The 25333-nt window shown below is 65.2% G+C and carries 19 protein-coding genes and 1 riboswitch; of the genes, 2 read left to right on the top strand and 17 right to left on the bottom strand.

Annotated elements, in window-relative coordinates:
* Positions 1–4 precede the first annotated feature (4 nt).
* From IVB45_RS13020 to hydA, 9 genes are all read right to left on the bottom strand, one after another.
* Positions 5–1606, bottom strand: a complete 1602-nt coding sequence (locus IVB45_RS13020) for an ABC transporter substrate-binding protein (protein ID WP_027569267.1) — start codon at positions 1604–1606, stop codon at positions 5–7.
* Between the two features lie 141 nt (positions 1607–1747).
* Positions 1748–3418 (bottom strand): ABC transporter ATP-binding protein, encoded by a 1671-nt coding sequence (locus tag IVB45_RS13015; protein ID WP_247359725.1) that lies wholly within the window; start codon positions 3416–3418, stop codon positions 1748–1750.
* Positions 3415–4263 (bottom strand): ABC transporter permease, encoded by an 849-nt coding sequence (locus tag IVB45_RS13010; protein ID WP_027569265.1) that lies wholly within the window; start codon positions 4261–4263, stop codon positions 3415–3417. Before IVB45_RS13010 ends, IVB45_RS13015 begins: the two co-directional genes overlap by 4 nt.
* Positions 4260–5291 carry an ABC transporter permease gene (locus IVB45_RS13005; protein WP_197031190.1) on the bottom strand — a complete coding sequence of 344 codons (1032 nt, stop codon included), beginning with the start codon at positions 5289–5291 and terminating at the stop codon, positions 4260–4262. The genes IVB45_RS13010 and IVB45_RS13005 overlap by 4 nt, the downstream gene beginning before the upstream one ends.
* A gap of 28 nt (positions 5292–5319) precedes the next feature.
* On the bottom strand, positions 5320–6939 hold the full coding sequence (locus IVB45_RS13000; RefSeq protein WP_247359726.1) for an ABC transporter substrate-binding protein: 1620 nt from the start codon (positions 6937–6939) through the stop codon (positions 5320–5322).
* 120 nt (positions 6940–7059) lie between these two features.
* On the bottom strand, positions 7060–8496 hold the full coding sequence (locus tag IVB45_RS12995; RefSeq protein ID WP_247359727.1) for an NAD(P)/FAD-dependent oxidoreductase: 1437 nt from the start codon (positions 8494–8496) through the stop codon (positions 7060–7062).
* The gene (locus tag IVB45_RS12990; RefSeq protein ID WP_247359728.1) at positions 8493–9242 is read right to left on the bottom strand and encodes an SDR family oxidoreductase; all 750 of its coding nucleotides are present in this window, start codon (positions 9240–9242) and stop codon (positions 8493–8495) included. The genes IVB45_RS12995 and IVB45_RS12990 overlap by 4 nt, the downstream gene beginning before the upstream one ends.
* Before the next feature lies 1 nt (position 9243).
* Positions 9244–10218, bottom strand: a complete 975-nt coding sequence (locus IVB45_RS12985; RefSeq protein ID WP_247359729.1) for an NAD(P)-dependent oxidoreductase — start codon at positions 10216–10218, stop codon at positions 9244–9246.
* A gap of 16 nt (positions 10219–10234) precedes the next feature.
* Positions 10235–11704: a dihydropyrimidinase gene (hydA, locus tag IVB45_RS12980; protein ID WP_247359730.1), complete on the bottom strand. Its 1470-nt coding sequence runs from the start codon at positions 11702–11704 to the stop codon at positions 10235–10237.
* Between the two features lie 56 nt (positions 11705–11760).
* On the opposite strand from hydA, the gene IVB45_RS12975 reads away from it, so the two are divergent.
* Positions 11761–12423, top strand: a complete 663-nt coding sequence (locus IVB45_RS12975; protein ID WP_247359731.1) for an aspartate/glutamate racemase family protein — start codon at positions 11761–11763, stop codon at positions 12421–12423.
* Here the strand turns inward: IVB45_RS12975 and IVB45_RS12970 are convergent.
* From IVB45_RS12970 to IVB45_RS12940, 7 genes are all read right to left on the bottom strand, one after another.
* On the bottom strand, positions 12420–13088 hold the full coding sequence (locus tag IVB45_RS12970; RefSeq protein ID WP_247359732.1) for a flavin reductase family protein: 669 nt from the start codon (positions 13086–13088) through the stop codon (positions 12420–12422). The genes IVB45_RS12975 and IVB45_RS12970 overlap by 4 nt on opposite strands.
* A 5-nt stretch (positions 13089–13093) precedes the next feature.
* Positions 13094–14026, bottom strand: coding sequence for an N-carbamoyl-D-amino-acid hydrolase (locus tag IVB45_RS12965; RefSeq protein WP_247359734.1), 933 nt, complete (start codon positions 14024–14026; stop codon positions 13094–13096).
* A gap of 127 nt (positions 14027–14153) precedes the next feature.
* Positions 14154–15449, bottom strand: coding sequence for an aminotransferase class III-fold pyridoxal phosphate-dependent enzyme (locus IVB45_RS12960; RefSeq protein WP_247359735.1), 1296 nt, complete (start codon positions 15447–15449; stop codon positions 14154–14156).
* A gap of 10 nt (positions 15450–15459) precedes the next feature.
* Positions 15460–17040, bottom strand: coding sequence for a hydantoinase B/oxoprolinase family protein (locus tag IVB45_RS12955; protein WP_247359736.1), 1581 nt, complete (start codon positions 17038–17040; stop codon positions 15460–15462).
* A complete protein-coding gene (locus IVB45_RS12950; RefSeq protein ID WP_247359737.1) occupies positions 17037–19046 on the bottom strand; it encodes a hydantoinase/oxoprolinase family protein in 2010 nt (669 codons plus the stop codon). Before IVB45_RS12950 ends, IVB45_RS12955 begins: the two co-directional genes overlap by 4 nt.
* 460 nt (positions 19047–19506) lie before the next feature.
* The gene (locus IVB45_RS12945) at positions 19507–20934 is read right to left on the bottom strand and encodes a PepSY domain-containing protein (protein ID WP_247359738.1); all 1428 of its coding nucleotides are present in this window, start codon (positions 20932–20934) and stop codon (positions 19507–19509) included.
* Positions 20935–20945: 11 nt separating this feature from the next.
* Entirely contained in the window at positions 20946–23309 is a 2364-nt protein-coding gene (locus IVB45_RS12940; RefSeq protein ID WP_247359739.1) for a TonB-dependent receptor, read from the bottom strand.
* Between the two features lie 116 nt (positions 23310–23425).
* A riboswitch (cobalamin riboswitch) is annotated at positions 23426–23628 on the bottom strand.
* A gap of 72 nt (positions 23629–23700) precedes the next feature.
* Here IVB45_RS12940 and IVB45_RS12935 point away from each other — a divergent pair.
* Positions 23701–24273, top strand: a complete 573-nt coding sequence (locus tag IVB45_RS12935; protein WP_247359740.1) for a histidine phosphatase family protein — start codon at positions 23701–23703, stop codon at positions 24271–24273.
* Here IVB45_RS12935 and cobT read toward each other — a convergent pair whose 3' ends face one another.
* Positions 24274–25326 (bottom strand): nicotinate-nucleotide--dimethylbenzimidazole phosphoribosyltransferase, encoded by a 1053-nt coding sequence (gene cobT / locus IVB45_RS12930; RefSeq protein WP_247359741.1) that lies wholly within the window; start codon positions 25324–25326, stop codon positions 24274–24276.
* Positions 25327–25333 lie beyond the last annotated feature (7 nt).

The raw sequence follows: 25333 nt of genomic DNA, 5'->3' as shown, positions 1-25333 counted from the left end.
AAGGTCATGCGGATTTCGACACGCCCCAGAAGAACGGCAGCGGCCCTTTCGTGATGCCGGAAACGTTCTTGCGCCAGGCCGTGTAGCTGAGGAAGAAGCCGGTCGGCGCGTAGACGACGTCCTCGAGCGCAACCTTGTTGAGGCGGGCGACCGCGGCCTTCTCCTCGTCGAGGTTCTTGGCTTCGAACCAGGACGTAACCTCCTTCTCGGTGCCGGGGCTGTTGGGCCAGCCGAACCAGGCTTTGTCGCCATTGGCGCGGATGGCGGTGTAGGGCGCCGGATTGATGCAGTCCGAACCCGCATGCCAGGTGTGGAACATGTTCCAGCCGCCCTGCCCGGGCGGTGTCTTCTGTGCGCGGCGGGAGCCGACCGTGCCCCAATCGGTCGCGACGAAGTCGACATTCATACCGAGCTTCTTCAAGAGATCGGCGGTCACATCGCCGAACGCCTTGGTGATCGGCTGGTCCTGCGCCACCAGGCACGTCACCGGCTGGCCGGAATAGCCGCTCTCGGCGAGCAGCTTCTTGGCAGCGTCGAGATCGCGCTTGCCCTTCAGGACCTCGCCGCCCGCCTCGGTGTAGAGCGGCGTATCGGGCGTGAAGAAGCCGGGCAGCGACTTCCACAGCGAATTGTCGTCGCCGACGAGCGCACGCATGTAATCTTCCTGGCTCATCGCCATCAGCACTGCGCGCCGGGCCCGCACGTCGTTGAAGGGCGGATAGAGGAAGTTCATGCGGAACGAGCCGACATTGCCGAGGGGATCGCCGATGTCGACGCTGATGTTCTTGTTCTTCTTCAGGACCGGGACGAGGTCCGCGATCGGGTTCTCCCACCAGTCGATCTCGCCGTTCTGCAACGCGGCCGCGGCGGTCGCCGGATCGGGCATCACGATCCATTCGACGCGGTCGAGCAGCATCTGCTTGCCGCCGGCGAGCCACGACGCCTTCTCCTGCCGCGGCACATAGTCGGCGAATTTTTCGAACACGGCTTTCGCGCCGGGGACCCACTCACCCTTGGCGAACTTCATCGGCCCCGAGCCGACATAATCGCCGATCTGCTTGAATGGGTCGGTCTGCGCAATGCGCTCCGGCATGATGAAGGCGCAAGGCGAGTTGTTCTTGCCAAGCGCATAGAGCATCTTCGGGAATGGCTGCTTCAGCACCCATTTGAAGGTGCGATCATCGACAGCGGTGAGCTCCTGCTGCAGCGCCTTGAGCATCAGCCCCATGGGATCGCGCGCCGCCCAGCGGGTGAGACTCGCAACGACGTCCTTGCTCAGCACCGGCTCGCCATCGTGGAATTTGAGCCCCGAACGCAGCTTGAAGGTCCAGGTGGTGCCGTCGTCGGTCACTTCCTCGGATTCGACCATCTGCCGCTGCGGCTGCAGCGAGGAATCGACGCCGTAGAGCGTATCCCAGACCAGCGCGGCGGCATTGCGCACGACATATTGCGTGCCCCAGATCGGGTCGAAATTGGCGAGGTTTGCCTGCGGCACGAAGCGCAGGGTGCGCGCGGAGGCGCCTTGTGCGATCGCCGGGGCCGAGAGGCCGCTCAGTGCCAGACCGCCCGCGCCGGCCAGTCCCTTCAATACGGTCCTGCGATCCATGAAATCCTCCCAATAGTGCCGTGATGCCGGCCATCGTTGGCCAAGAACAGGTGAAACCAGAGCTCATTGGCGTGCAAATGGTATGCCACTAACCGGACCTTCGCCAGCGGGATATCCGCACCATTGGGACCGGTCGAGACCTCAAAGCGCGGCCGCCAGCACTGGCCCGGTCTCGATATGCGGGATCGCCTCGACCAGCTTGCGCGTGTAGTCGGTCTTGGGATTGTCGAACAGCGCCCGGCTCTCGCCCTGCTCCACGATGCCGCCATTGCGCAGCACGATGGTGCGATCGCAGAGCATGCGCACCACGTTGAGATCATGGCTGACGAACAGCAGCGCGATGTCGTTCTCGCGCCGCAGGCGGTCGAGCAGTTGCAGCACCACCGCCTGCACGGAGACGTCGAGCGCAGCGGTCGGCTCGTCCAGCACCAGGAGCCGCGGCCGGCAGGCGATGGCGCGGGCGATGCCGACGCGCGCCTTCTGGCCGCCGGAGAGCTGATGCGGAAAGCGCGGCAACAGATCCTGCGGCAGCCCCACACGAACGGCGCAGTCTTCCACCCGCTTGCGCAGCGCATCGCCCCCACGCATGCCGTCGAGCCGCATCAGGGGATGGGCGATGCAATCGAAGGCGGTGAAGCGCGGGTTGAGGCTCTCGTTCGGGTCCTGGAACACCATCTGGATGTCTTTGCGGAAGCGCGAGCGATGAAAGTCGCGCGACGCCACGTGGCCGATCGACTGCCCGTCGAACACGATCTCGCCCTCGCTCGGATCGATCAGGCGGCAAATCATGCGCGACGTCGTGCTCTTGCCGGAGCCGGATTCACCGACGAGGCCGACGCTCTCGCCGCCGGCCATCGTCATCGAGAAGTCCGCCACCGCCGCAGCGCCCTCGTCGAAGCGTTTTGCGAGCTTGCGCACTTCCAGGAGCGGCGGAGTCCCGTGAACGGGCTCCTGCCTGGGCCTGCTGACGACAGCCGCATAGCCTTCCCGCTCTTCTTCCGTCACGAGGTCCGCGATCCCGGAGGTCGCGGTCGGCGACGCCGCCACCAGACGCCTGGTATAGGCGTGCTGCGGCGCACTGAACAGCGTCCTGGGGCTCGCCTCTTCGACGATGCGGCCGCGCTCCATCACCGCAATGCGGCGGCAATATCGCGCCGCTAACCCGAGATCGTGCGTGATCAGGATCGTCGCCATGCCACGCGCGGCGGCAATCTCCGCCAGGAGGTCCATCACCACCTTCTGCGTGGTGACGTCGAGCCCGGTCGTCGGCTCGTCGGCGATCAAGAGCGCCGGATTGCAGGAGATCGCAATCGCGATCATGACGCGCTGGCACATGCCGCCGGAGAGTTCGTGCGGATAGGCGTTCATCCGCGTCTCGGGGTCGCGGATCTGGACGGCGCGCAACAGCTCCAGCGCTTCGGCGCGGGCGGCGTCCTTCGATATCCGCTTGTGCGTGAGGATCGCGTCCGCGATCTGCAGGCCGATCGCGCGGATCGGATTGAGCGCCGCCCGTGGGTTCTGGAAGATCATCGACATCGCGGCGCCCTGGAGCTGCCGGAGATCGTCACCCCTAAGTTTTGTGACGTCCTGCCCGCGAAACAGGATCTTGCCTGCGGTGACGCGGCCGGCCGCATCGAGCAGCCGCGTCGTGGCAAAACCGGTGACCGATTTGCCAGAGCCGCTCTCGCCGACGAGGCCGAGCATCTCGCCGGCTTCGACATTGAGCGTGACTCCGCGCACGGCCTCGACCATCCCTCGTCGCGTCGAGAATGCGACGTGGAGATCGTCGATCCTGAGCAATTCCCCGCTCATGTGCGCATGCGCGGATCGAGAATGTCCCGCATCCCGTCACCGAGGAGGTTGAAGCACAGCACGGCCATCATCAATGCGAGGCCCGGAAAGGCTACCAACCACCACCGCCCCGTCGAGATGAAGCGGGCGCCCTCCGCGACCATGATGCCCCATTCCGGCGTCGGCGGCTTGACGCCAAGCCCAATGAAGGAGAGTCCGGCAGCGTTCAGGATCGCCCAGCCGAGGTTGAGCGAGATCTGCACCGCCATCGCCGGCAGGATGTTCGGCAGCAGGAAGCGCAGCACCACCGAGAAATGGCTCTCGCCGCAGGAACGCGCCGCCTCCACCCAGCCGACATTGCGCCGGACGTTGACCTCGGCGCGCGCGAAGCGGATGTAGAAGGGAAGGTTGATGATCGCGGTCGCAATCACGATGTTCTCGATCCGATTGCCGAGCGCCGCAACCATCGCCATCGCCAGCACAAACAGCGGAAAGGCCATCATGACATCGACGAAGCGGCCGACCGAGCGGTCGAGCCTGCCGCCGGCATAGCCGCAGAAGGAGCCGACGACAGCGCCGATCACGAAGGAGATGCCGACCGCCGAGACCGCGATGGCGAGGTCGAGTCGGGCCGCAACGACGAGGCGGCTGAACACGTCGCGCCCGAGCTGGTCGGTGCCGGCGAGGTGCGCCGCGCTCGGCGGCTGCAGGGCCTCCGAGACATTGGAGACAATGGGATCATAGGGCACCAGCCACGGTCCGAAGATCGCGACAAGGACGAACAGCAGGACACCGGCCGCGGCGACGCCGGTCAGCGGGTTGCCGCGCAAAATCCAGACCGAATGGCGGAGGGTTGCGCTGGTCATCCGATCGACACCCTGGGATCGGCGATGCCGTAGCAGATATCGACGACCAGATTGACCAGCACAAAGATGCCAGCCATCAGCAGCACGAAACCCTGCACCGGAGCATAGTCGGACGACAGCAGCGCATCGAGCGCGTAGGAGGCAACGCCCGGCCAGGAGAACACCTTCTCCACCAGGACGTTCGCGCCAAGCATGGTCGAGAACACGATGCCGGCAATGGTGATGACGGGCAGGATCGCATTGCGCAGCGCATAGGTGACGACGACCTTCTGCCAGGACAATCCGACCGAGCGCGCGGTGCGCACGAAATCGCTGCCGAGCGAGACCAGCATCGAGGCACGGGTGATCCGCGCCAGCGGCGCGATGACGAACAGGGCCATACTCAGCGCGGGCAGGATCAGCTGCTTGCAGGTCGCCCACCAGCCCTCGATGTCTCCCGCGAGCAGGAAGTCGATCGACAGGAACCCGGTGCGCTGCGGCGGCAGCGAGGTGAAGACGTCGATCCGCCCGGTCGGATCAGGCGCAAGGCCGAGCAGATAGTAGAACACATAGATCAGCAGCAGGCCCGAGACGAAGGTCGGCACGCAGACGCCGAGCGCGCAGAACAGCCGCACGCCGTGATCGACCAGCGATCCCGGTTTCAAGGCTGCGACGACGCCGAGCGGCACCGCCGCAATCAATGCGATCAGCAACGCCGTGAACGTCAGTTCGAGCGAGGCCGGCAGCCGTTCGCGAAGGTCCTTCAGGACCGGCTGCCCCGTCATCATGGAGCGGCCGAGATTGCCGCGGCCAATGTCGGAGAGATAGAACACGAGCTGCTCCGGCACCGACTTGTCGAGCCCCATCTGCTTGCGGATCTGCTCGATCTCCTCCTTGCCGGCGTTGGGCCCCGAGGCGAAGAACACCGCGGGATCTCCGGGGAGGACCCGCATCAGCAGAAAGGTGAAGACCAGCACGCCGAACAACGCCGGCAGCGACGACAGAAGCCGCCTCCCCGCCCGCACCACCGTCGCACCAAAACCGGTCATCACCTTTCAGAGCCCTTGCATGTCGAGATCACTTGCGGCTGACGTCGCGATAGTCGACCTGACGGTGGAATTCGTAGGTGTAGCCCTCGATCGACGAGGCCATCACAGCGTCCTGGTTCGGTTGCCACAGCGGAATCTGAGGCATCTCGCTGAAATGGATCGCATTGAGCTTGCGGCCGGCTTCCTCGTACTTGGCCTTGTCGGGCTCGAAGCGCGCTTCCTGCGCGATGGTCGCCAGCTCCGGATTGTTAATCGAGCTGTAATTCCAGCGCTGATTGCCGGTGTAGAAGTTGCGGTAGAAGTAATCGGTCGAGGGCAGCCAGGCGACGATGCCTTCCGTGAACAAGGGCAGCTTCTTCTCGTTGATCTGCGTCGACATCTGCGCGTCCGGCAGCTTCTGGATGTCGACCTTGATCCCGATCTTGGCAAGCGATTCCTTCACGAGAGCCGCCATCGGCTCCGCGGTCGAGGCCTGACCGACGTTGAAGCTGAAGGTGGTCGAAAAGCCCTCCGGGAGCCCGGCGGCCTTCAAATATTCCCTCGCCTTGTCGAGATCGGTCTTCACCGGCGCCTGGAACGGATAGATGCCGTTCAGCGGCTTGCCATCCGGCCAAGTCGCACCGAACAGCGGAGCTCCGCGGCCGAACAGGGCAGCCTTGAACATGTCCTCATAGGGCAGCGCGAACGCGACGGCGCGGCGCACGTTGACGTTGTCGAAGGGCGGGATCTGATTGTTCATCGAGACGAAGGTGATCGAATTGTATTGCGGCGTCGAGATCACCTTGAGCTTGCCCTTGGCCTCGAGCGATTGCACGTCGCTGGCCTGGAGATCGACGACGAGATCGGCGTCGCCGCGCTCGACAAGGTTGGCGCGGGTCGCGGGCTCCGGCACGGACTGCACGATCACGCGCTTGAAGAACGCCGGCTTGTCGGGCGAGCCCCGGTTCCAATCCTCGTTGCGCTTGATGATCACCTGCTCACCGGGCTTGAAGCTCTCGATGACGTAAGCGCCGCTGCCGGCGGTGTGCTCCTTCAGCCAAGCGGTGGCCCAGGGATCTTCCGGGGTCGCGTGCTCCTTGGCGACCTTCGAGTTGATGATCAGCGGGTAGACCGTGGCGAGATTCGGCAGCGCGAGCTTGTCGGGCTTCGGCAGCGTCACTTCGATCGTGAGGGGATCGATCACCTTGAACTGGTCGGCCGACGTCAACGATCCCGTCAGCAATTGTGCCTTGCCGAGGATCGGCGCGGTGACGCAGCGATCGAGCGACCATTTGACGTCCTCGGCGGTCACGGGCGAGCCGTCCTGGAACTTGGCATCCTTGCGCAGACGGAACGTCAGCTTCAGTCCGTCCGGACTGACGACGTAGGATTCGGCGAGCTCGCCGGTGATCTTGTCGAGATCGAACACCCATTTGCCGTTGAGCTGCTTGCGGCCGAACGCGACAAGGCGGTCGTAGGTGCTCATGCTCAGCGCGAAGGATTCGCGCGTCGAGCCCGGGATGTTGGGATCGAGCGTGTTGACGGAAGCACCGGTGACATAGCGCAACGTCTCGGCCCTGGTCTGCGCTTGCGAGGGCGCGGTGGCGACGAGCAGCAACGCGGTGGTGGCGAGCACGGAGGATGCCGACCTGAAAGACACAAAACGCATTGGTTTTCCCCAAAAATTTTCGACAAGAACGCCGACAGGACAGGTTAAGAAAGAAGCAAGTTGCGCGCCAGTCTCATGAAGCGCTCTTGTGGACGCTTTGTCGCGGCGGCGCATGGACGATCATCGCGATTCCTCCATTTTTCGCGCCGGCCGCGTGACCATGGCCTGCGGCACGTCATAGGCGCGGAGCGAGGCCCAGTGTCGTTCGATATCGGCGCGGAACAGGCCGCGCGTCAGGCCATTGACCAGCTTCGGCGCCGCGGTGGTCATCGCGTTGATCGATGATCCCGACGGACCAAAACTCATGGTTGAGGCGATGGCGAAGAGATGGATATTCGAGATCCACGGCGTTTCGCCCGCGACACGTTCGGTGAAGGCGTAATCGTCGGCGAGATAGGGAAAGCGGCCGAGCCGCGCGCTGCGTTCGCTCTCCGGGGGCTCGTAGCGGTCGGCCCAGGTTGCGATATTGCCGGCAAATGCGCGCAGCTCGCCACGGCCGGAAAAATCCATGTCGATGCCGGTGCCGCAGATGACGAAATCCGCTGCGATGACGCCGCGCGGCGTCTGCAATTCGATGCCCTTGCCAGTCTCGCGCGCGGCCTCAAGCGGCGCGCCCTCGTGCAATGTGAAATTGGCATGGCGCGCGCAGCGATCATAGGTCGGCTGCGGAAAGCCTTCGCGCATGTCGAGGATGGTGCGCATGAAGCGCCAGCGCCAGGCATCGTCGAGATCGCTGAGATGGCGGAGGAAGCCGCGAAACGTCAGCCAGCGATAGGGCTGGATCAGCTGGATCTGCGTCCGACGACACAGCAGATGCACCTCCGCCGCGCCAGCCTCCAGTGCGGTTGCCGCATTGTCGAAGGCAGATGCGCCGGCGCCGATCACGGCGACGCGCTTGCCGCGGAGGTTTTCGAAATCGATATCGTCGGCGGCGGTTGCGACCGAGTCGGCCGGCAGTTCGCGCAGCGGCTCGGGGATCATCCAGTTCCCCATTCCCTCCTGCCCGGTCGCCAGCACGATCTTGCGCGCATGGAGCGTCTCGATACCGCCGCCACGTTTCACGCGTGCGGCGAGCAAATCACCCGCCGCTGGCCGGATTTCCAGAAGCTCGCTCCCGTTGCTCACGGGCAAGCCGATCGTGCGCCGCAACCAGAGCAGATACTCGGCCCAGTGTCCGCGCGGAATCAAGTCGAGTGTCTGCCAGCTCTCCTTGCCGAAACGGGCCTCATGCCAGGACTGGTAGGTCAGGCTCGGAAGATCGAGGTCGGGTCCTGTATAATCTTTCGGGCTGCGCAGCGTCGGCATGCGGGCATAGGTGAGCCAAGGGCCTTCCATCCCCTCCTCGGCCTTGTCCAGCAGCAGGATGTTGCCGACGCGGGAGCGCATCAGGCCGAAGCCGATGGCGATGCCAGATTGGCCGGCGCCGACAACGAGCACATCCAGCGCCGGCTTGCCGTCCGGCCCCACCTTCGGTTCGAGCCAGGCGGCACCGGGATGCGCGATCCGCGCGAGATCGGCGCGAACGTTCACTTCGAGCTCTGTCAGCGCATTACTCATGCCGCGAGCCAGCCTCCGTCGACCACCATCACGGTGCCGGTCGTAAAGGAGGATGCATCGCTTGCGAGGTGGAGCGCGGCCTGCGCGATCTCCTCGGCCTGGCCGAACCGTTTCATGGCATGGCGGTTGCGGGAGGCTTCGCGTACCTCCTCCGCATTGGCGTGTCGGGCAAAGCTGCGGCGAAGCATCGGCGTGTCGATCGCGCCGGGTGCAATCGCGTTGACGCGAATGCCGTCGGTCGCAAAGTCCACCGCCATCGTCCGGGTCAGGCTGACGATTGCGCCCTTGGCGGCGATATAGGCGCTGTTGCCCTTGCCGCCGGCAATCGCGAGCTGCGAGGCCAGCGTGATGATCGAACCGCTGTTCTGCCGCTGCATCTGCGGCACGGCCGCGCGCGCCCAGAGCCAGGTGCCGCCGACATTGGTGCGGAACACCGCGTCCCAATCGGCGGGGTCCGTCGTCAGCACCGTGCCGCCACAGGAAAAGCCTGCTGCCGTCATCAAGATATCCAGCCGGCCGTGCCGCGCCACGACATCGCCGACAACACTCTCGGCGAAACCGGCATCGCCGACGTCGCCGACATGCGTCGTTGCCTCGCCCACCAGGCTCAGCGTTTCCTGAAGCCCCGCGGCATCGCGATCGGCCAGAGCAAGACGTGCGCCCTCCTCTGCAAACAGCTTCGCGCTGGCGCGGCCAATACCCGAACCCGCGCCCGTAATGATGGCCGTGCGCCCTTGCAGCCGCATCTCAGATCCACTCCTTGTGCTGCGTCAACCAGGCGCTCATCGCAGCCGCCGACTCGGCGCAGCCGAACTTCGCCCGCCAGCCGAATTCATCCGCCATCCGCGTCACCGACAGCGGCGCGCGATAGGCCCCATGCAGCTTGATGACGGTTTTCTCACCGGGAGCCGCGAGCCGGCATTGCAGGCCGGGATGCAACGCTGCATAGGCCTCGCCCCATTGCAGCGCAGGCCAAAGCCCTCCGCGGGAGATGTTGTAGAGCCGGTGACGCGGCCGCTCGGCTTCGATCAGCAGTGCGACGGCCTCGGCCGCATCCGGCGCGTAGATCCAGTCCCGCATGCCCACTTCGGGCATGACCGCCGGCTCGCCGCGAGCGAATGCCGCCAGAATCTGGAACTGGAGGCTTGGCGTGTCGCGCACGGAGCTCGGTCGCTCCCACGGGCCGAACAGGGCGCTCAGCCGTACGCTCAGGAAATCGCCGCCGAAGAGCTCGGCATGACGCGCAACCGATCGCTCCGAGGTGAACTTGCTGATGGCGTAAAACGAGACCGGATCGCAAGGCGTGTCCTCGCCGAGAATCTCGACCCGCGCACCCGTGGCGCCGTAGGCCGATGCCGAGGAGAGATTGACGACCCGGCGCACGCCATGCCGGATCGCGGAGAGCAGGATCGGGATCTGGGCCATCACGTTGATCTCGAGAACGCGCGCGGTCGATGCTCTCTCCAATTCGTCACCGGCGGTGATCGCGGCTCCAAGCACGATCGCATCAACGCCTTCGGCGATGAGGGCGTCGATGGCCGCTGCGTCGGTGATATCGCCCTGCACGGCTCTGAGCCGTGCGCCGCAGTCGGCAAGAGACCGCCGCGCGGATGGCGGCAACTCTGCACGGTCATACAGCGTCACTTCGTGCCCACGCGCCAGCAGCGCCTCCGCAACATTGAGGCCGACAAAGCCGGTGCCGCCGAAGATGACGATCTTCATCGCGCGCGATCCGCCGTCACAGCAGTTTTGCCCCGAAATTCCGCTCCGGATCCATGTCGGCGACGAGCCGTCCCGTCGGCTTGGCCGCCTCGCCCCCGCTGCGTGCCAGGAATTGGCCGCTGCCGGCGCTCGCGAGGCACTTGTTGCCGTCGATGATCACCCGACCGCGCGACAGCACCGAAACCGGCCAGCCCTTCAGCTTCCGTCCCGCAAACGGCGTATAGCCGGTGAGATCGTGCATCATCTCATCGGCGATCTCGACCTCGCGATCGGGATCCCAGATTGCGATATCGGCATCGGCGCCGACCGCGATCGAGCCCTTGCGCGGATGCAGATTGTAGATCTTGGCTGGCGCCGTCGAGGTCAGCTCGACGAACTTTTCCAGGCCCAGCCGTCCTTTCGACACCATCGCGTCGAACAGCAGCGGCAGGCGCAGCTCCAGCCCCGGCAGGCCGTTGGCTACCTGCTTGAAATTGGGATTTGGACCGGCCCGCAGCTTGCCGGTCTCGTCGTAACGATAAGGCGCGTGATCCGACGAGATGGTCTGCAGATCGCCCAGCGACAGCGCCTGCCACAGCGCCTCCTGGTCGGCATGCGTGCGCGGCGGCGGACTGCACATCCACTTGGCCCCTTCCACCCCGGGCTTGTCGAGATCGGCTGCGGTCAGGAACAGATATTGCGGACAGGTCTCCGCAAACACCTTCAATCCCTGCCCGCGCGAATCCCGGATGACCTTGGCGCCCTCGGCGGTCGAGACATGGAAGATCATGATGGGCTGGTCGATCAGCGCCGCCATGCCGATCAGCCGGGTAAAGGCCTCCGCCTCCGATACGCGGGCGTGGCTGACGGCGTGGTATTTCGGCATCGTGTAGCCGCGCGCGAGCAGGCGCTTCACCATCCAGGCGATGATGCCGTGATTTTCGGCATGGGCGCACAGCATCGCGCCGGACTGGCGCGCGGCAAGAAGGATGTCCAGCAGCGGCTCGTCGTCGACCTTGAGCCGGTCATAGGTCATGAAAATCTTGATCGAGGCATGGCCCTGCTTCACCAGCGCCGGAATGTGCTCCTCGACTGTTTCCTTGGTCGCATCCGCAATGATCATATGAAAGGCATAGTCGATCACCGCCCCCTTCTTCGCCAGCGCGTGATAATCCTCCACCACCTGCGGCAGCTTCATGCCGACATGCTGCGCGGCAAACGGGATCACCGTGGTCGTACCGCCAAAGGCGGCCGAGACGGTCGCGCTCTCGAACGTGTCGGCATTCATGATGCCGGCAGCGGACAACTGCTCGATATGGGCGTGGCTGTCGACGCCGCCTGGCAGCACCAGCTTGCCGCGGGCGTCAATCTCGCGCTTCGCGGACGGAAGCCCGCGGCCGATCGCGGCGATGGTTTCGCCGGAGATGGCAACGTCGGCTTCAAAGACGTCGGTCGTCGTCGCGACGCGCCCACCGCGAATGATCAGGTCGTAAGTGGGTTCAGTCATGAGGCACTCCATGATAGGCTCAAGCCAAGTGATCGAAATCTTGCAGGAAGACCAGCATGTCCCGACCGCGCATCCTCGTCATCAATCCAAATTCCAATCCTGCGGTCACGCGAGGGCTGGAGCACGCGCTGAAGCCGCTCGGTTTCGAGGGCGGGCCGGAACTGGTCTGCCAGACGCTGGCCGAGGGACCGTTCGGCATTGAAAGCCAGGCCGATGTCGATGGCGTCGCCATGCCGCTGCGCCGGTTGGTCGAAGGCGACAACAGCTCGGCTGCCTTTGTCATCGCCTGCTACAGCGATCCCGGGCTTCAGGTCTGCCGCGAAGGCACCGACCGGCCCGTGTTCGGCATTGCCGAGTGCGGCGTGCTGACCGCGCTGGCCCGCGCCGAGACCTTTGGCGTCATCGCGATCGCCCAGCGCTCGATCCCGCGGCACATGCGCTATCTCAGGCAGATGGGACTGACCGAACGCCTCGCCGGCGAGCGGCCGCTCAACATGAGCGTCGCGGAAACCGCCTCGGGCGAAGGCACGCTGGCGAAGATGATCGAGGTCGGCCGCGCGCTGCGCGACGAGGACGGAGCTCGCGCCATCGTGATGGGCTGCGCCGGCATGGCGCGCCATCGCCGTCCCCTCGAAGACGCGCTCGGTATTGCCGTGATCGACCCGACACAGGCGGCCGTCACCATGGCGCTGGGTACGGTGCAGTTCTCGACTCACTAGGCGTCCTTCAGCTCTTTGGCGTCCTGCCGCGCGAGCCATTGCGCATGGCTCTCGCGGACAAGCGCAAACGTATCCCGCTGCGTCGTGTAGAGATTGCCGAACATGCGACCGATCGGCCGGTAGGCGTCGAGGTCGACATACATATTGGCCTCGTCGACGAGGCCCTCGCGGGCGTGAACCCGGAGGACCTCGCCGACCAGCAGTTCGCGATCGGGCGAGAAGGTCAGCGCGACATGGCGCCGGCATTCGAGCGCAAAGGGTGCCGCGGCGAGGCGCGGCACCTTCACGTCGATTGAGGGAAGGGTCGCCAGGCCTGCCGCAGCGACCTCGCTGTCACCGGACGGAAAATCGACCGCGCAGTCGTTCATCGCCACCGAAAGCGCCTCGTCCACCATGTGAACGACGAACTCGCCGTCGCGATGGATGTTGCGGGTGGTGTCCTTCGGGCTGTGATCCGGCTTGTGCTGAAGCCCGAGCACGATCAGCGCCGGACTTTCCGAGAACACGTTGAAGAAGCTGAACGGCGCGGCGTTGACCGCCCCGTTCGCATCGAGCGTCGTCACCAGCGCAATCGGCCGTGGCACCACCACGCCGCAGAGCAGCTTGTAGCGGTCGCGCGGATCGAGCTCGCGCAAGGATATGCCGGATGTGCTCTGGCCAGTCATCGACGTCATGTCTCCGGCGGCGGCACCGCGCCGGTACGGCTGGTGATCAGGCCGTAATGCTCGATGCGGCGGTGCTGCGCGAAATTGAAGATCGTGGTCTTGCCGAAGGTGGTGGCATCGAGGTCGCAAGGGTGGACCAGCAGTTCGTCCTCCTCCGTCTTCGCTTCGGCGACGATTTCGCCATTGGGATCGACGATCAGGCTGCCGCCGAACAGCGGGTGTCCGTCCTCGTTACCGGCCTTGGCCACTGCGACGACCCAGGTCGCGTTCTGGTAGGCGCCGGCCTGCACCGAGAGGCGATTGTGGAAAAGGCGTTTCTCGACGCCCTCATCGCTCCTCTCCGCATTAACGGACGGCGTGTTGTAGCCGATCAGCACCATCTCGACGCCTTGCAAGCCCATGACGCGATAGGTCTCGGGCCAGCGCCGGTCGTTGCAGATGGCCATGCCAATGATGCCGCCGAGCTCGCGCCAGACATTGAAGCCGAGATCACCCGGCTCGAAATAGCGCTTCTCCAGATGCTGGTGCGAGCGCTTGGTGTCGTATTCCACATGGCCCGGCAGATGGATCTTTCGATATTTGCCGACGATCTTGCCGGATTTGTCGGTGAGAACAGCAGTGTTGAAATGATGCCCGTCCGGCGTCAGCTCCGCATAGCCGAAATTCATCGCCATCTGGTGCTGCGCCGCGCGCTCGAACAGCGGTTTCGTGGCCGCGTTCGGCATCTCGCGCTCGAACCAATTGTCGAACTCAGCCCGATCCTCCGCATACCAGCGCGGGAAGAAGGTCGTGAGCGCCAGTTCCGGATAGACGATCAGGTCGGCGCCCTTGCTTTTGGCCTCATCCATCAGCGCGATCATGCGCTTGACCACGGCCTCGCGGCTGTCGGCTTTCTGGATCGGGCCCATCTGGGCGGCGGCGACATTGACGATACGCATCAGCTATTTCCCGGTGATTTTTCAGTCTGAGCCATAGTTTCAATCATGTGCCGACGCGCGCAGCATAACGCAGCATCGCTCGGACTTTCCAGCCGGCCTGGCCATCGGCATGGTGTGCGCTGCACGCTCATCTCTGTTCCGCATCGGCAACATCCAGGCCATGGTCGAGTGCATCCAGAAGCTGCCCGGCCTCATGCTCGGAGATCACCAGTGGCGGAGCGAGGAACAGCGAGGTCTGCTCGCCGCTGGTCCCGATCACGGCGCCCGCCTCCAGCGCCCGCTCCGCGACGCGCGAGGCAATCGGCACCTCGGTGGTGTCGGCATGCCAGGAGCGCCAGTCCGGCCCGTGCAGCTCCACGGTCCAGTGCAGCCCCTGCCCCGCCACGCGCTGCACGCTTGGATGTTTCTGCGCGATGGCGAGAAGGCGGCGGGTGAACAGCTTTTCGAGGCCCCTCACGTGCTCCAAAATCTTGTCATCGTTGACGACCTTCAGATAGGCGCTGACGGCAGCCATGCTGATGGGATGCCCGCGCAGCGTGCCGTAATTCTGCCAGCTCGTGCCCTTGAGCCGTTCGACGATGTCCTTCGACACCACCACCGCGGCAACCGCCGCCGCGCCGCCACCGAGCGATTTTCCGAGTGTCACGATGTCAGGGCGGCTTTCGGCACCCTGGAACGCGAACCAGCGCCCGGCGCGGCCCGCACCGGTCACCACTTCGTCGGCGATCCAGTAGGAGCCAGCCTGCCGCGCGCACCGCGCCACCTCGTCCTGATAGGCGCCATCGTAGTAGATGCCGCCTTGGGTGTAGTCGATGATCGTAGCTGCCGTATCCGAAAGCAGGCGCGTGGCATCGGCCAGATATTCGCTGGGGGGAACATTGTTGGCCGGCGCGCCGTAGATCGCGCCCTGCGGCGCCGGCAATATCCGCACCGGCGCCATCGGCGCCGGCAGCTTTGAGCCGCCTGAATGCACCGCAAGGCCGCCATGCCATTGCGGTTGCACCGTCATGCTGCGCGACAGGCCCGTAATGCCGTGATAGGCGCGTTCGCGCGTCGTCAGCGCGGACCGCTGCGTCAGCGCCTGACAGAGCGACAGCGCCATGTCATTGGCCTCGCTGCCGCTAATGCAGAAGCGCACCGCGCCGACCCAATCCTCTTCGCCTCTGAACGCGGTGGCCATCAAATCGTCAGCGGCCTGCTCACGGCCGACCCAGGTCCAGCCCTCGTTCACGACGGGCGTATCCGCGGCGCGGCGAATCGCCTCCACCATCGCGGGATGACGATGTCCGAGGCCGCCGCCGGTGTTGCTGCCGTCGATGAGCTTGCGACCATCTGACAGATGGAAATAGACGCCCTCGCCGCCGACCACGGCCATGGGCGCGCTGTCGCCGGCATTCAGCCCGGTTCGCAGCAATCTGCTCATCGCAATCCCTTCATTGCGCGGCCTCGGCGCCGTAGCCGCCGCCGCCGCAGGTCTCGATCGTGACGAGATCGCCTTGCTGCAGCACCAGGTTCGACTTGCCGTCGATCGCGACGTTCGCGCCCTGCCGGATCAGCGAGATGCGGCAGGCCTTGCCGGGCTCGCCGCCCTGCATGCCGAACGGCGCCATCACCATGCGCTCGATGCAGGTGGTCAGATGCATCGACGGTGCCAGGATGCGATAGCTACGAATGACGCCGTCTCCGCCGCGATGGGCGCCCGCGCCGCCGGACCGCCAGCGAATGGCCTGCTGCTCGACTTGGATCGCGTAATTCGCCTCGATTACCTCGACCGGCGTATTCGAAGTGTTCGACAGATGCACCCGCGTCGCCGAGATGCCGGCCCGATCATGCCGCGCGCCCTCGCCACCGCCGTGGACCTCGTAGAGCATCTTCCATGAACCGTTCTGTCGCGGCTCGGCGAAGAACAGGACGCCCGCCGTGGTCGCCCCACCGGCCGACAGACGTTCGGGAATGGTGTGCTGCATGGCGCGGAAGATCGCATCGACGATGCGCATCGAGGTCTCGTGGTTGCCGGCCGCAACCGAGGCATTCCAGCCCGGCTCCAGGATCGAGCCCGGGCGCGTGACGATGGTCAGCGGCCGCAACGCGCCCGCGTTCTGGTTCATGTCGCGCCCGCTCATGATGCGCGCGGCATAGGCCACTGCCGAACGCGCCATGAACGGCGTCGTGTTGCAGAAATTCGAGACGCGGTCGCAGCTTCCCGCGAGGTCGAAGGTAGCTTCGTCGCCTGCAATGGTGATCTTGACATGAATGCGCGCGGGCGCGTCATCGACGCCGCCGTCGTCCAGATAATCCTCGCCCTCGTAGACGCCATCAGGCAGATCGCGCAACGCCTCGCGCATCTCGATTTCGGAGAGATCGTGCAGGCGCGACTGCGCCGCCGTGAAGACCGCCTTGCCGTGCTCGCGGCAGAGCTCGACGATGCGCTTCTCACCGGCTTTCGTTGCGGCGATCTGAGCGAGAAGATCGCCCTCGCAGGATTCGGGATCCCGAACATTGGCCTTGAGCAGCTGCACGATCGGCGTATTGACGCCGGCCGCCGTGGCGATCAGAACCGGCGGAATGCGCATCGCCTCCTGGAAGGTGTCGATGGCTTTCGCAAAATAGCTGCCGGGCCAGGTGCCGCCAATATCGGGCCAATGCGCGAGGCTGACCGCGAACGCCACGATCTCGCCGTCGACGAAGACGGGCCGCACGACCTTGACGTCGTTGAGATGATTGCCGCCGAGCGGGCCCACATTGTAGATCAGTGCGTCGCCGTCGTTCAGGCTGTCGCGCGGCACCACCTTCAGCAATTCGAGGACCGTGTAGGCCATCGCGCCGAGATGGATCGGGATGTCGCGCCCCTGCCCGACCAGGTCGCCGCGGGCGTCCGTGATCGCCGACGACAGGTCGCCGGCCTCACGCAGCAGCGGCGAGCGCGCCGAGCGCGTCATCACCAGGCTCATCTCCTCGGCCGCGGCCGAGAGCCCGTGCCTGATGACCTCAACGACGAACGGATCGAGCTTCATGCGGCCCCCCGCCTCAGGAACAGATTGCCTGAAACATCAGGCCTCGCCTGCCAGCCGGGCGGGACCACCACGGTCGACCATGCGTCTTCAATGATGGCCGGGCCGCTGACGATTTCGGTCAGCGAGGCACGGTCGATGATGCTTGTGGCGATGTCGTGAAGGCCATCGAACGAGCAGATGCGCTCGCCTTTGGAGACCGTTCTGACCGCGATGGCCGGCCGGCTCACGACGGTCGTCGATCGACGGCGTGCCTGCACCCGCACGGATTCGATGACGCAGCTCTCGCCCGTCGCATAGCCGAACAGCTCGTGGTGCCGGGCCAGAAAGTCCTTCTTCAGCCTGACAATGTCGAGCGGTCGCGCGAACGGCACCGGAATGGCGTCGTTCTGCGCCGCGTAGCGCATCAAGGCCACCAGTTCGACCCGAATTTCAGTCGTGGCAACGCCGTTGGCGATGAGCGGCGCCGAGGCATCGTCAATCAGCACCCCGATCCGCTCCGACACGCGGGCGAGGTCGATGCCGTCAAGCGCAGCACGCAAGGTTTGCTGCTGGAGGAAGCTGAAATCGGCAGTGAGACAGCCCAGCGCCGAGAACGCACTCGACGCGCTGGGAACGACCACCTCGGCAATCCCGTAGAGATCGGCAAGGCCCGCGGCATGCATCGGGCCACCACCGCCAAAGGCGAGCAGCGTGCAGTCGCGCCCGTCGATGCCGCGCTCCACGGTGACGCGGCGGAGCGCACGCGCCATTGTCGCATTCGCGACCTTGATGATGCCGAGCGCGGTTTCGGTCAGGCTCAGCCCCAGAGTGCGCGCGATCGGCGCGATGACATCACTGGCTGCCTTGATATTGATTCCGATCCGGTCGCCGAGCCTGGTTTCGGGATTGAGATAGCCGAGCACGGCGTTAGCGTCGGTGATAGTCGGCTCGGTACCGCCGCGGCCGTAGCAGGCCGGTCCCGGCTCGGAGCCGGCGCTTTCCGGTCCGACGGTCAGGCCGCCGGGACCATGGCGCACGATCGATCCGCCGCCCGCCCCGATGGAATGAACCGCAAGCATCGGCTGACGCAGCGGCTTGTCACCGAGCATGCGGCCGTCGGTCATCTCGGCCTGGCCGTCGACGATCAGGCAGACGTCGGTCGTGGTGCCGCCCATGTCGAACGTCAGCATGCGCGATGTGCCGAGCTGACGCGCGATGCTGACCGATGCCGAGACGCCGGCCGCCGGACCCGACATCGCCATCACCAGCGGCCGCCGCTTCACGGCCGAGATCGGGACCATGGCGCCGGCCGAATGAAACACCTGCAGGCCGGGGCCGATCGGCAGCCGCTGCTCCAGCTCGCTGAGATATTCCACCGCGATCGGCATGGCGGCCGCGTTGAAAACGGTCGCCGAAGTCCGCTCGTATTCGCGCGCCTCGGGATTGACCTCGTGCGACAGCGAGACGTGGGCAACGACGCCCTTGAGCCGCTCGCCGATCATCTTCTCGTGCACCGGATTGGCGTAGGCATGAAGCAGCGCGACCGCGACGCTCTGCACGCCGGTTGTTTTCAGCCACGCCACCAGGCGCTCGATCTCCGCCTCATCCAGCGCCTTCAGTACCTGCCCCTCGTGATCGAGGCGCTCGGCAAGCCCAAAACATCGTTCCGGCGGCACCAGCGGCGGCGATTTCGGCGGGATGTCGAGACGGTAGAGATCGCGGCGGCGATAGCGCGCGATCTCCAGCACGTCGGCAAAGCCTTCGGTCGCGACCAGCGCCACCTTCGGCAGCCGTCCTTCGACGATGGCGTTGGTCACGCGCGTGGTGCCGTGGACGAAGCGCTTGACCTCGCTCTTGCGCAGGCCCACCGCCTCGATCGCCTCCAGCATCGCCTGAACCGGAGCCTGCGGGCGCGATGGCACTTTCGCGATCCGTGCCTCCGCGGGGGAGTGTCGGATTGCGATGATGTCGGTGAAAGTGCCACCGATATCGGTGCCGACTTCCCAGTGATTTTCGTCAGCGCTCATGTGTGAATCAGCTGCGGAAGACATTCGAACCGGACGGCGGGTGGTTCCCGTCCGTCGCGAAATTCAATCCCAAGCCGAGAGCGCTCATCGTCATCCCCTGTCATGCCACCGCTTGCGAGCGTGCGACAGAGCGATGGGCTCGGGATAGGTCAGAGTTGTCGCAGCGCACTGGAGCAGCCCGCGACCGGCGCGGCGCGCCAAGGCACATTTTAGGGCAGCGCTGCCCGCGGGGAGTGCAGGCCAGTGCGGATCGTTCCACGCGAGATAAGTGCGGCGCACCACGAGTTTTCCCGGACGAGACGCGACATCCGCTGCACTGCAATCCACACGCCGCGCGCGGACTGTCTAATTTGCAGGCGATCGACCGGCGCTACGGGCCGTGCGATTGCTCACGAGCTATGCATGGCAGTGGGCTCAGCCTCTCTTTATTGTACGATCAGTAAGCAGTGGTTTTGCCCGCTCAACGCATCGCGACCAAGCGGCGCCAGCCGATGACGATGCCCGTGATGGAGAACAGAAGGCCGAGGGTGCAGAGCCCGACGACCAAGCCGTCGCGCAGCAACGGACGCGTCAGCAGGACCGGAAAATCCAACGTGTGCAGCGCGCCGTAGAACCAGCGATAAGCCCGCCGCGACGAGTCCAGCCTTTGCAGCAAATTGCCGTCGGCGCCGTCGATGTCGAACCAGAGGTCACCGCAGTGCGAGCGGTAGACCGGGGCGCCCGGGACATTGGACTGCGCGGGATAGTCGTCGTTGTCGGCAAGTACGGACGGTGCGCCGCAGCCGGCCGCGAGGCGCGCGGTCAGCCCCTGGACCTCCTGCACATCCAGAGATCCCGTTGGTCCATCGCGGGGCGGGTCGCTTGCCTTGATCAAGGTCTGGCCGGCAAGGCCCGTCCGGTCCCGCCGATAGAGAGTGCCGTTGAAGGCAAACCATTCGATCTCGCGGGTCGACGGCGATACAGGCTGCCGATCGAGCGATGCAGCCGCCGCCCAGTTCGGTGAAGCGTTCATCACGCTGGATTCAGCCGAGGTCAATTGCCCACGCGAGAACAGCCGCCCATGATCCATGGAGAGCCAGCCACTGAAAATCCAGCTCAGTACGAACACCATGGCCGCGAGGCCGATGAGATGATGCAGGGCATGCCAGCCACGATAGGGCGATCCGATTAGATCGCTTCGAGGTTTGATCCGCGCAAGCCCGAGCACAGCGCCAAGCAAAGCTGCGATCAGGGCCAGCAGCGACAAGGTCCAGACCACCCGATCCCACAGCGACCAATTGCTTCGCAGAACTGTCGGATAGATCCAGTGCAGCACACTGCCGACGAGATTCCAGGTCCGCTCGCTGCGCGTCGTATCCAGGACGATCTCGCCGGTGAGCGAGGAGACATAGACCTCGGTTCCGGCGGCGTCGCCGAGCGCAATGCGAAACAAGGGCCGATGGCGGTCAAAGCCGTTCGGCACGCTCCATTGGTCGTAATCCGAGCGCGCAACGATCGCGGCCCGCGCGGCATCTAGCCCGCGGCTGCGTGCGTGGTCTCGCGCGATGGCCAGCGCGACCTCGGAAGACGAGACTGAGGCGCCGACCCCGTCGGAGGCGTGGACTGCGCCCGCGCGCGATGGCCCCGAAACGACATAGACTGGTCCGTTGCTGCGCTGGATCAGGCGAACGCGCGTCGCATCCGCGATCCCGCTCGCGACAACGGCATCGGCGACCGCGATCGTCGTCTCAACGCGACCCAGCGGCACGCGGCCGGCAAAGCGTTCCGCTTCCGTCAGGGACGGAAACGGAACGAAATGCATCACGATTCCCGTCGCGAACCACATCGCGAACAGCAGGCAGAACGCGATCCCCAGCCATCGATGCAGCAGGACGATCGCGCGCATCATCGGTCAGCGTCCTACCATTTGAACGCGGCCGAGATCTCATAGGTCCTGGGCGCGCCCAGCAGGATCTGGTCTGGATAGAACGGATCGCCCCAGATCGCGTAACGCTTGTCGGCGATGTTGCGCACCCGGAAGGTCAGGCGGGCCTGATCGACCGCGTTGAACACCGTCTTCGGGATATCGACGAAGGCGTAGGCATCGGCCACTGTATAGGCCTTCAGCGTCACGACATTGGCATCGGTGTTGTAGCGGTCGCCGACATGGCGGCCGATGATGCCGAGCTCAACCGCCCAGGGCGCGAAGAAACGGTACGACGCGCCGGCATTGGCGACGACGCGCGGCACGTTTGGCGGCGTATTGCCGGAGAACGAGCCGCCGACGAAATCGTAGTCGGCATAGCGGGCGTCGACATAGGCGATGTTGCCCCAGAGGCGCAGCGGCTCGATCGGACGCACCGCGGCGGCAAGCTCGACGCCCTTCGATTCCTGCCGCCCGGCGAGGTTGAGCTGCATGCCGCCCGCCGCCGCATAGACGTTCTTGCGCAAGATGTCATAGGCCGAGAACGACCACTCCGCCCGATTGTCCCAGAACAGGTGCTTGACGCCGGTCTCGTAGGTGCGCGCGGTGGTCAGGTTGAGCGGATCGGTCGGATTGAGCAGAAAGATGTTGTTGGCTGCGATGTCGGCGCCAGTCGCATATTGGCTGAAAAAGGCCAGGCCCGGAACGGCTTCCCACGTGTAGCCGATACGGCCCGTCGTCGGGACCCAGGATTGCGAGAACGGGAAACCCGCATTCACAAGGCCCGTCTTGTCGGTCGAGTTGCGGTCGAGCCCGATATGCTCGACGCGGAGGCCGCCGACTAGCGCAAAGGTCCGTGTCAACTTCAACCGGTCCTCGAACGACAGCGCCTCGTTGTCGATCCGCGCGGTCTGCTGCTTAGTCGTGAGCAAGCCGTAATAGCCGCGATCGGGATTGACCAGCGAGACGGAATCATCGGGGAAATTTGCGGCGCCCGGCCTGACGAAGTCAAGGTAGCTTGAGGAAAGCGTCGTGACCAAGCGGTTGTCAAAGCCGGCGATATTCGCATCCCAGATCAAGTCGGTGATGTTGCCGACCAAGCGTTGGCTGTGCGCGACATAGAAACGCTCGCGATCCACCATGTTCGAGTTAGGGAGGCCCGAACTGGCATTGAACGCCTCGACCTCATTGTTGAACCATGTGCGCTCTGCGCCATAACCATAGGCCTGGCTCTTCAGCGTCAGGTCAGGCGCCAGCTTCAGCTCGAAGCCGCCGCGCAGCCACACTTCCTTCGCCACGTTCTTGTTGTCGAAGACGTTGTAGTTGGTGTTGAAGGTGCGGTCGTCGATCGTGACGGCCCCGAGATCAGTCTTGTTGAAATAATTGCCGGACACGATCCCCGTCGTCGCGTGCGAACCACTGAAGGCGATCGGTACCAGTGGCGCACCCCAATAGGCTTTCGAGCGATCCTCGCGGTATTCGATCGCGCCCCAAACCTTGAGACCGTCGGAGATGCGGTAGTTGAGCTGGCCCGAGACGTCGAGCGTCTTGGTGTTGGTGTCGTCGGCAAAGCCGTTGAGCGAGGAACGGCTGACGTCGAAGCGGTAGTCCAGTCCCTGCACATTGGTGCTGCCGCCCGAGCCGTAATGCGCCCGGAACGAGTTCAGCGAATCCCAGGAAAAATCCGCCTCGTTCCGGATCGGACCGGTGTGCGGCTGCTTGGTGACGAAGTTGATCGCGCCGCCGGCGGCGCCCTCGCCTGACATCAGTGACGCCGGACCCTTCAGGAATTCGACAGCCTCCAGGTTGGCCGTGTCGGTGATCCGCGAGGTCATGTTCTGCGGGCCGATCTTGATGCCGTTGTAGAGCGTGTTGATCTGGCTGTTGGTGAAGCCGCGCATGGAGAAAGCCGACGGCTCGGCCGGATTGTCGCCGGCTGTGACGCCAACCGCTCCCTGCGCGACGTCGGACACGGTGCGATAGCCCTGCTCGCGCATGGTTGCGGCCGAGATCACCTCCACGGTCGCGGGCGTTTCGCGAACGGTCAGGCCAAGGCGCGAGGCGCTTTCGGCCACGGCATTGGTATTGAGCGGCGTCTGTGCTGCCGCAGTCGGCACGACAGGCTTGGGCACTGCGGATGCAGTCTCCGGCCGGCGCGCTGCTGCGCGGCGTGAGCTCTGCGCGTCCCGTCCGGCCGGGCTGGCCTGCCTGCGGGATTGTGGCGCCGACACCTCGACGGGCGGCAGTGGCTCGCGGGCCTGCTGCGCCAAGGCCGCTGGCATGTCGATGGCGATGAAAGATGTGAGAGCGGCGCATGCCAGTAGGAAACGGCGTGGTCGTACGATACAAAGGGAATACACGGTCTTGGACCTCGGTGTGACGTCAGTGGCACGTCACCGCGAACCAAGGTCCCATCTTCCGGCTCATAAGCCTTCCGATGAAGCCGAATGTCTGTACTCCCCGACCGACATCTTCGCGTGTGACCACGGCTGACGGCAGGTCTCCTGGCTCGCGGGTCACTACCTTGCGTCGCCTTCCCGGGACCGAGATACCCAGTGGCATGTGATGCAAGATTCGCCGCTTACAGTTGCGGGGGCAGCCACGGCATTGGGGACAATGTCCCCGCACCGCATTCCCTTTTCATCCCCTCTCGGGGAAACCGTCACGAGCATCTAGGATTACGATCCAGACAGAGTCAATGTGCCAGTTGCGGCGTTATTGCCACAACGACCAGTTTCCTTGGAGATAAGCATGGAAGGCGAGACCTTCCTTTGGCTGATACGGCACGCGCCCGTCGATGGCGTCACGGGGACGATCCATGCGGCCGATGCGCCGGCCGATCTCGGCGCTCGCGCGCAGCTGGAGGCGCTGCGGCAGCGCCTGCCGCGGGACGCCACGAGCTATGCGAGCCCGTCACGGCGCACGCTCGAAACGGCCCGCGCGCTGGGGCTCGAGCCGCTGCAGCTGGACGAATTCAGCGAGCAGAACTTTGGCGACTGGACCGGCCGTCGGCATGACGAACTCGCCGCGACCGGTGGCAAGGCCTATGCACAGTTCTGGAGCGATCCTGCGCGCGGACGGCCGCCGGGCGGCGAGAGCTTCGAGGAACAGGTCGCGCGGGTCCGGCTGGGTCTGTCGAGGGTCGGCGCCGGGGCCGCAGCGCTCGTCGTGCATTCCGGCACGATCCGCGCGGCCCTGTGCATCGCGCTGGACCTGACGCCACAAGCGGCCCTGCGCTTCGTGATCGATCCGCTGTCGCTGACTAGGATCGACCGGCTCGCGACCGGCTGGCGCGTCGTCTACGTCAATCAGCGGACGATTTGATCAGGCCGGAAGATCAGGCACATTGGCCTGCGCAAAGGTCGCCATGCCGTTGTGGAGCGCACAGGCCGACCGCACCAGCGGCAGCGCGATTGCCGCGCCCGATCCTTCGCCTAGCCTGAGATCGAGGCTGATCAGCGGTTGCACGTTCAGCGCGCGAAGCACCAGCCGATGCCCCTGCTCCGCGGACTGGTGCGAGGCCAGCAGGAACGGCTGGCACGAGGGATTGAGCCGCGCCGCCACCAGCGCCGCCACCGACACGATGAAGCCGTCGATCAACACGGGGATGCGGCGCTGTGCAGCCGCGATAATTGCACCGCAGATGGCCGCGATTTCGAGACCGCCGACGGCGCACAGGATCTTTTCCGGCGAAGCGCCCGCAATGCCATGGCGTGCAACCGCGGCGTCGATCACCCGCGCCTTGTGCACACGGCCGGCCGCGTCAACGCCGGTTCCGCTGCCCGCGATCTCCTCAGCGCTCACGCCGAGCAGGCTCGCCGCGATTGCCGCCGATGTCGTGGTGTTGCCGATACCCATCTCGCCGAAGATCAGAACATCGGGCTGCCCGGCCTGCGCGCGCATCACCGCACGTCGGCCGGCTTCGAACGCAAATGCCAGCTCTGCGGGGGTGAGCGCAGCTTCGATGCTGAAATCGCGCGTGCCGCTGCGCGGCTTGTCGGTCACGATTCCAGCCATCTCCTCCTGCGCCAGCGTGCCGGCGTCGACAACCTCCAGGCTGGAGCCCAGCTCACGCGCGAGCACCGAGATCGCGGCACCGCCGGAGGCGAAGTTCGCCAGCATCGCGATGGTCACTTCCTGCGGATAGGCCGAGACGCCCTGCGCGACGATACCGTGATCGCCGGCGAAGACGATGATCGGCACCCGCGCCGCGCGCGGTTGCTCGGTCGCTTGCAGGCCCGCAAGCTCGATTGCGAGCTGCTCGAGCCGGCCGAGCGCGCCGGTCGGTTTCGTCAGTTGCGCCTGCCGCGCCACCGCCGCTTCGCGGTGGACTGCGGAGATGTCGGGGCATTGTTGGGTGACCCATTCGGGGAGCATGCTGCCT

Origin of the sequence: Bradyrhizobium sp. 4 (assembly GCF_023100905.1) — a bacterium.
Lineage (GTDB): Bacteria > Pseudomonadota > Alphaproteobacteria > Rhizobiales > Xanthobacteraceae > Bradyrhizobium.
This window is presented reverse-complemented; position numbering and strand designations above follow the sequence as displayed.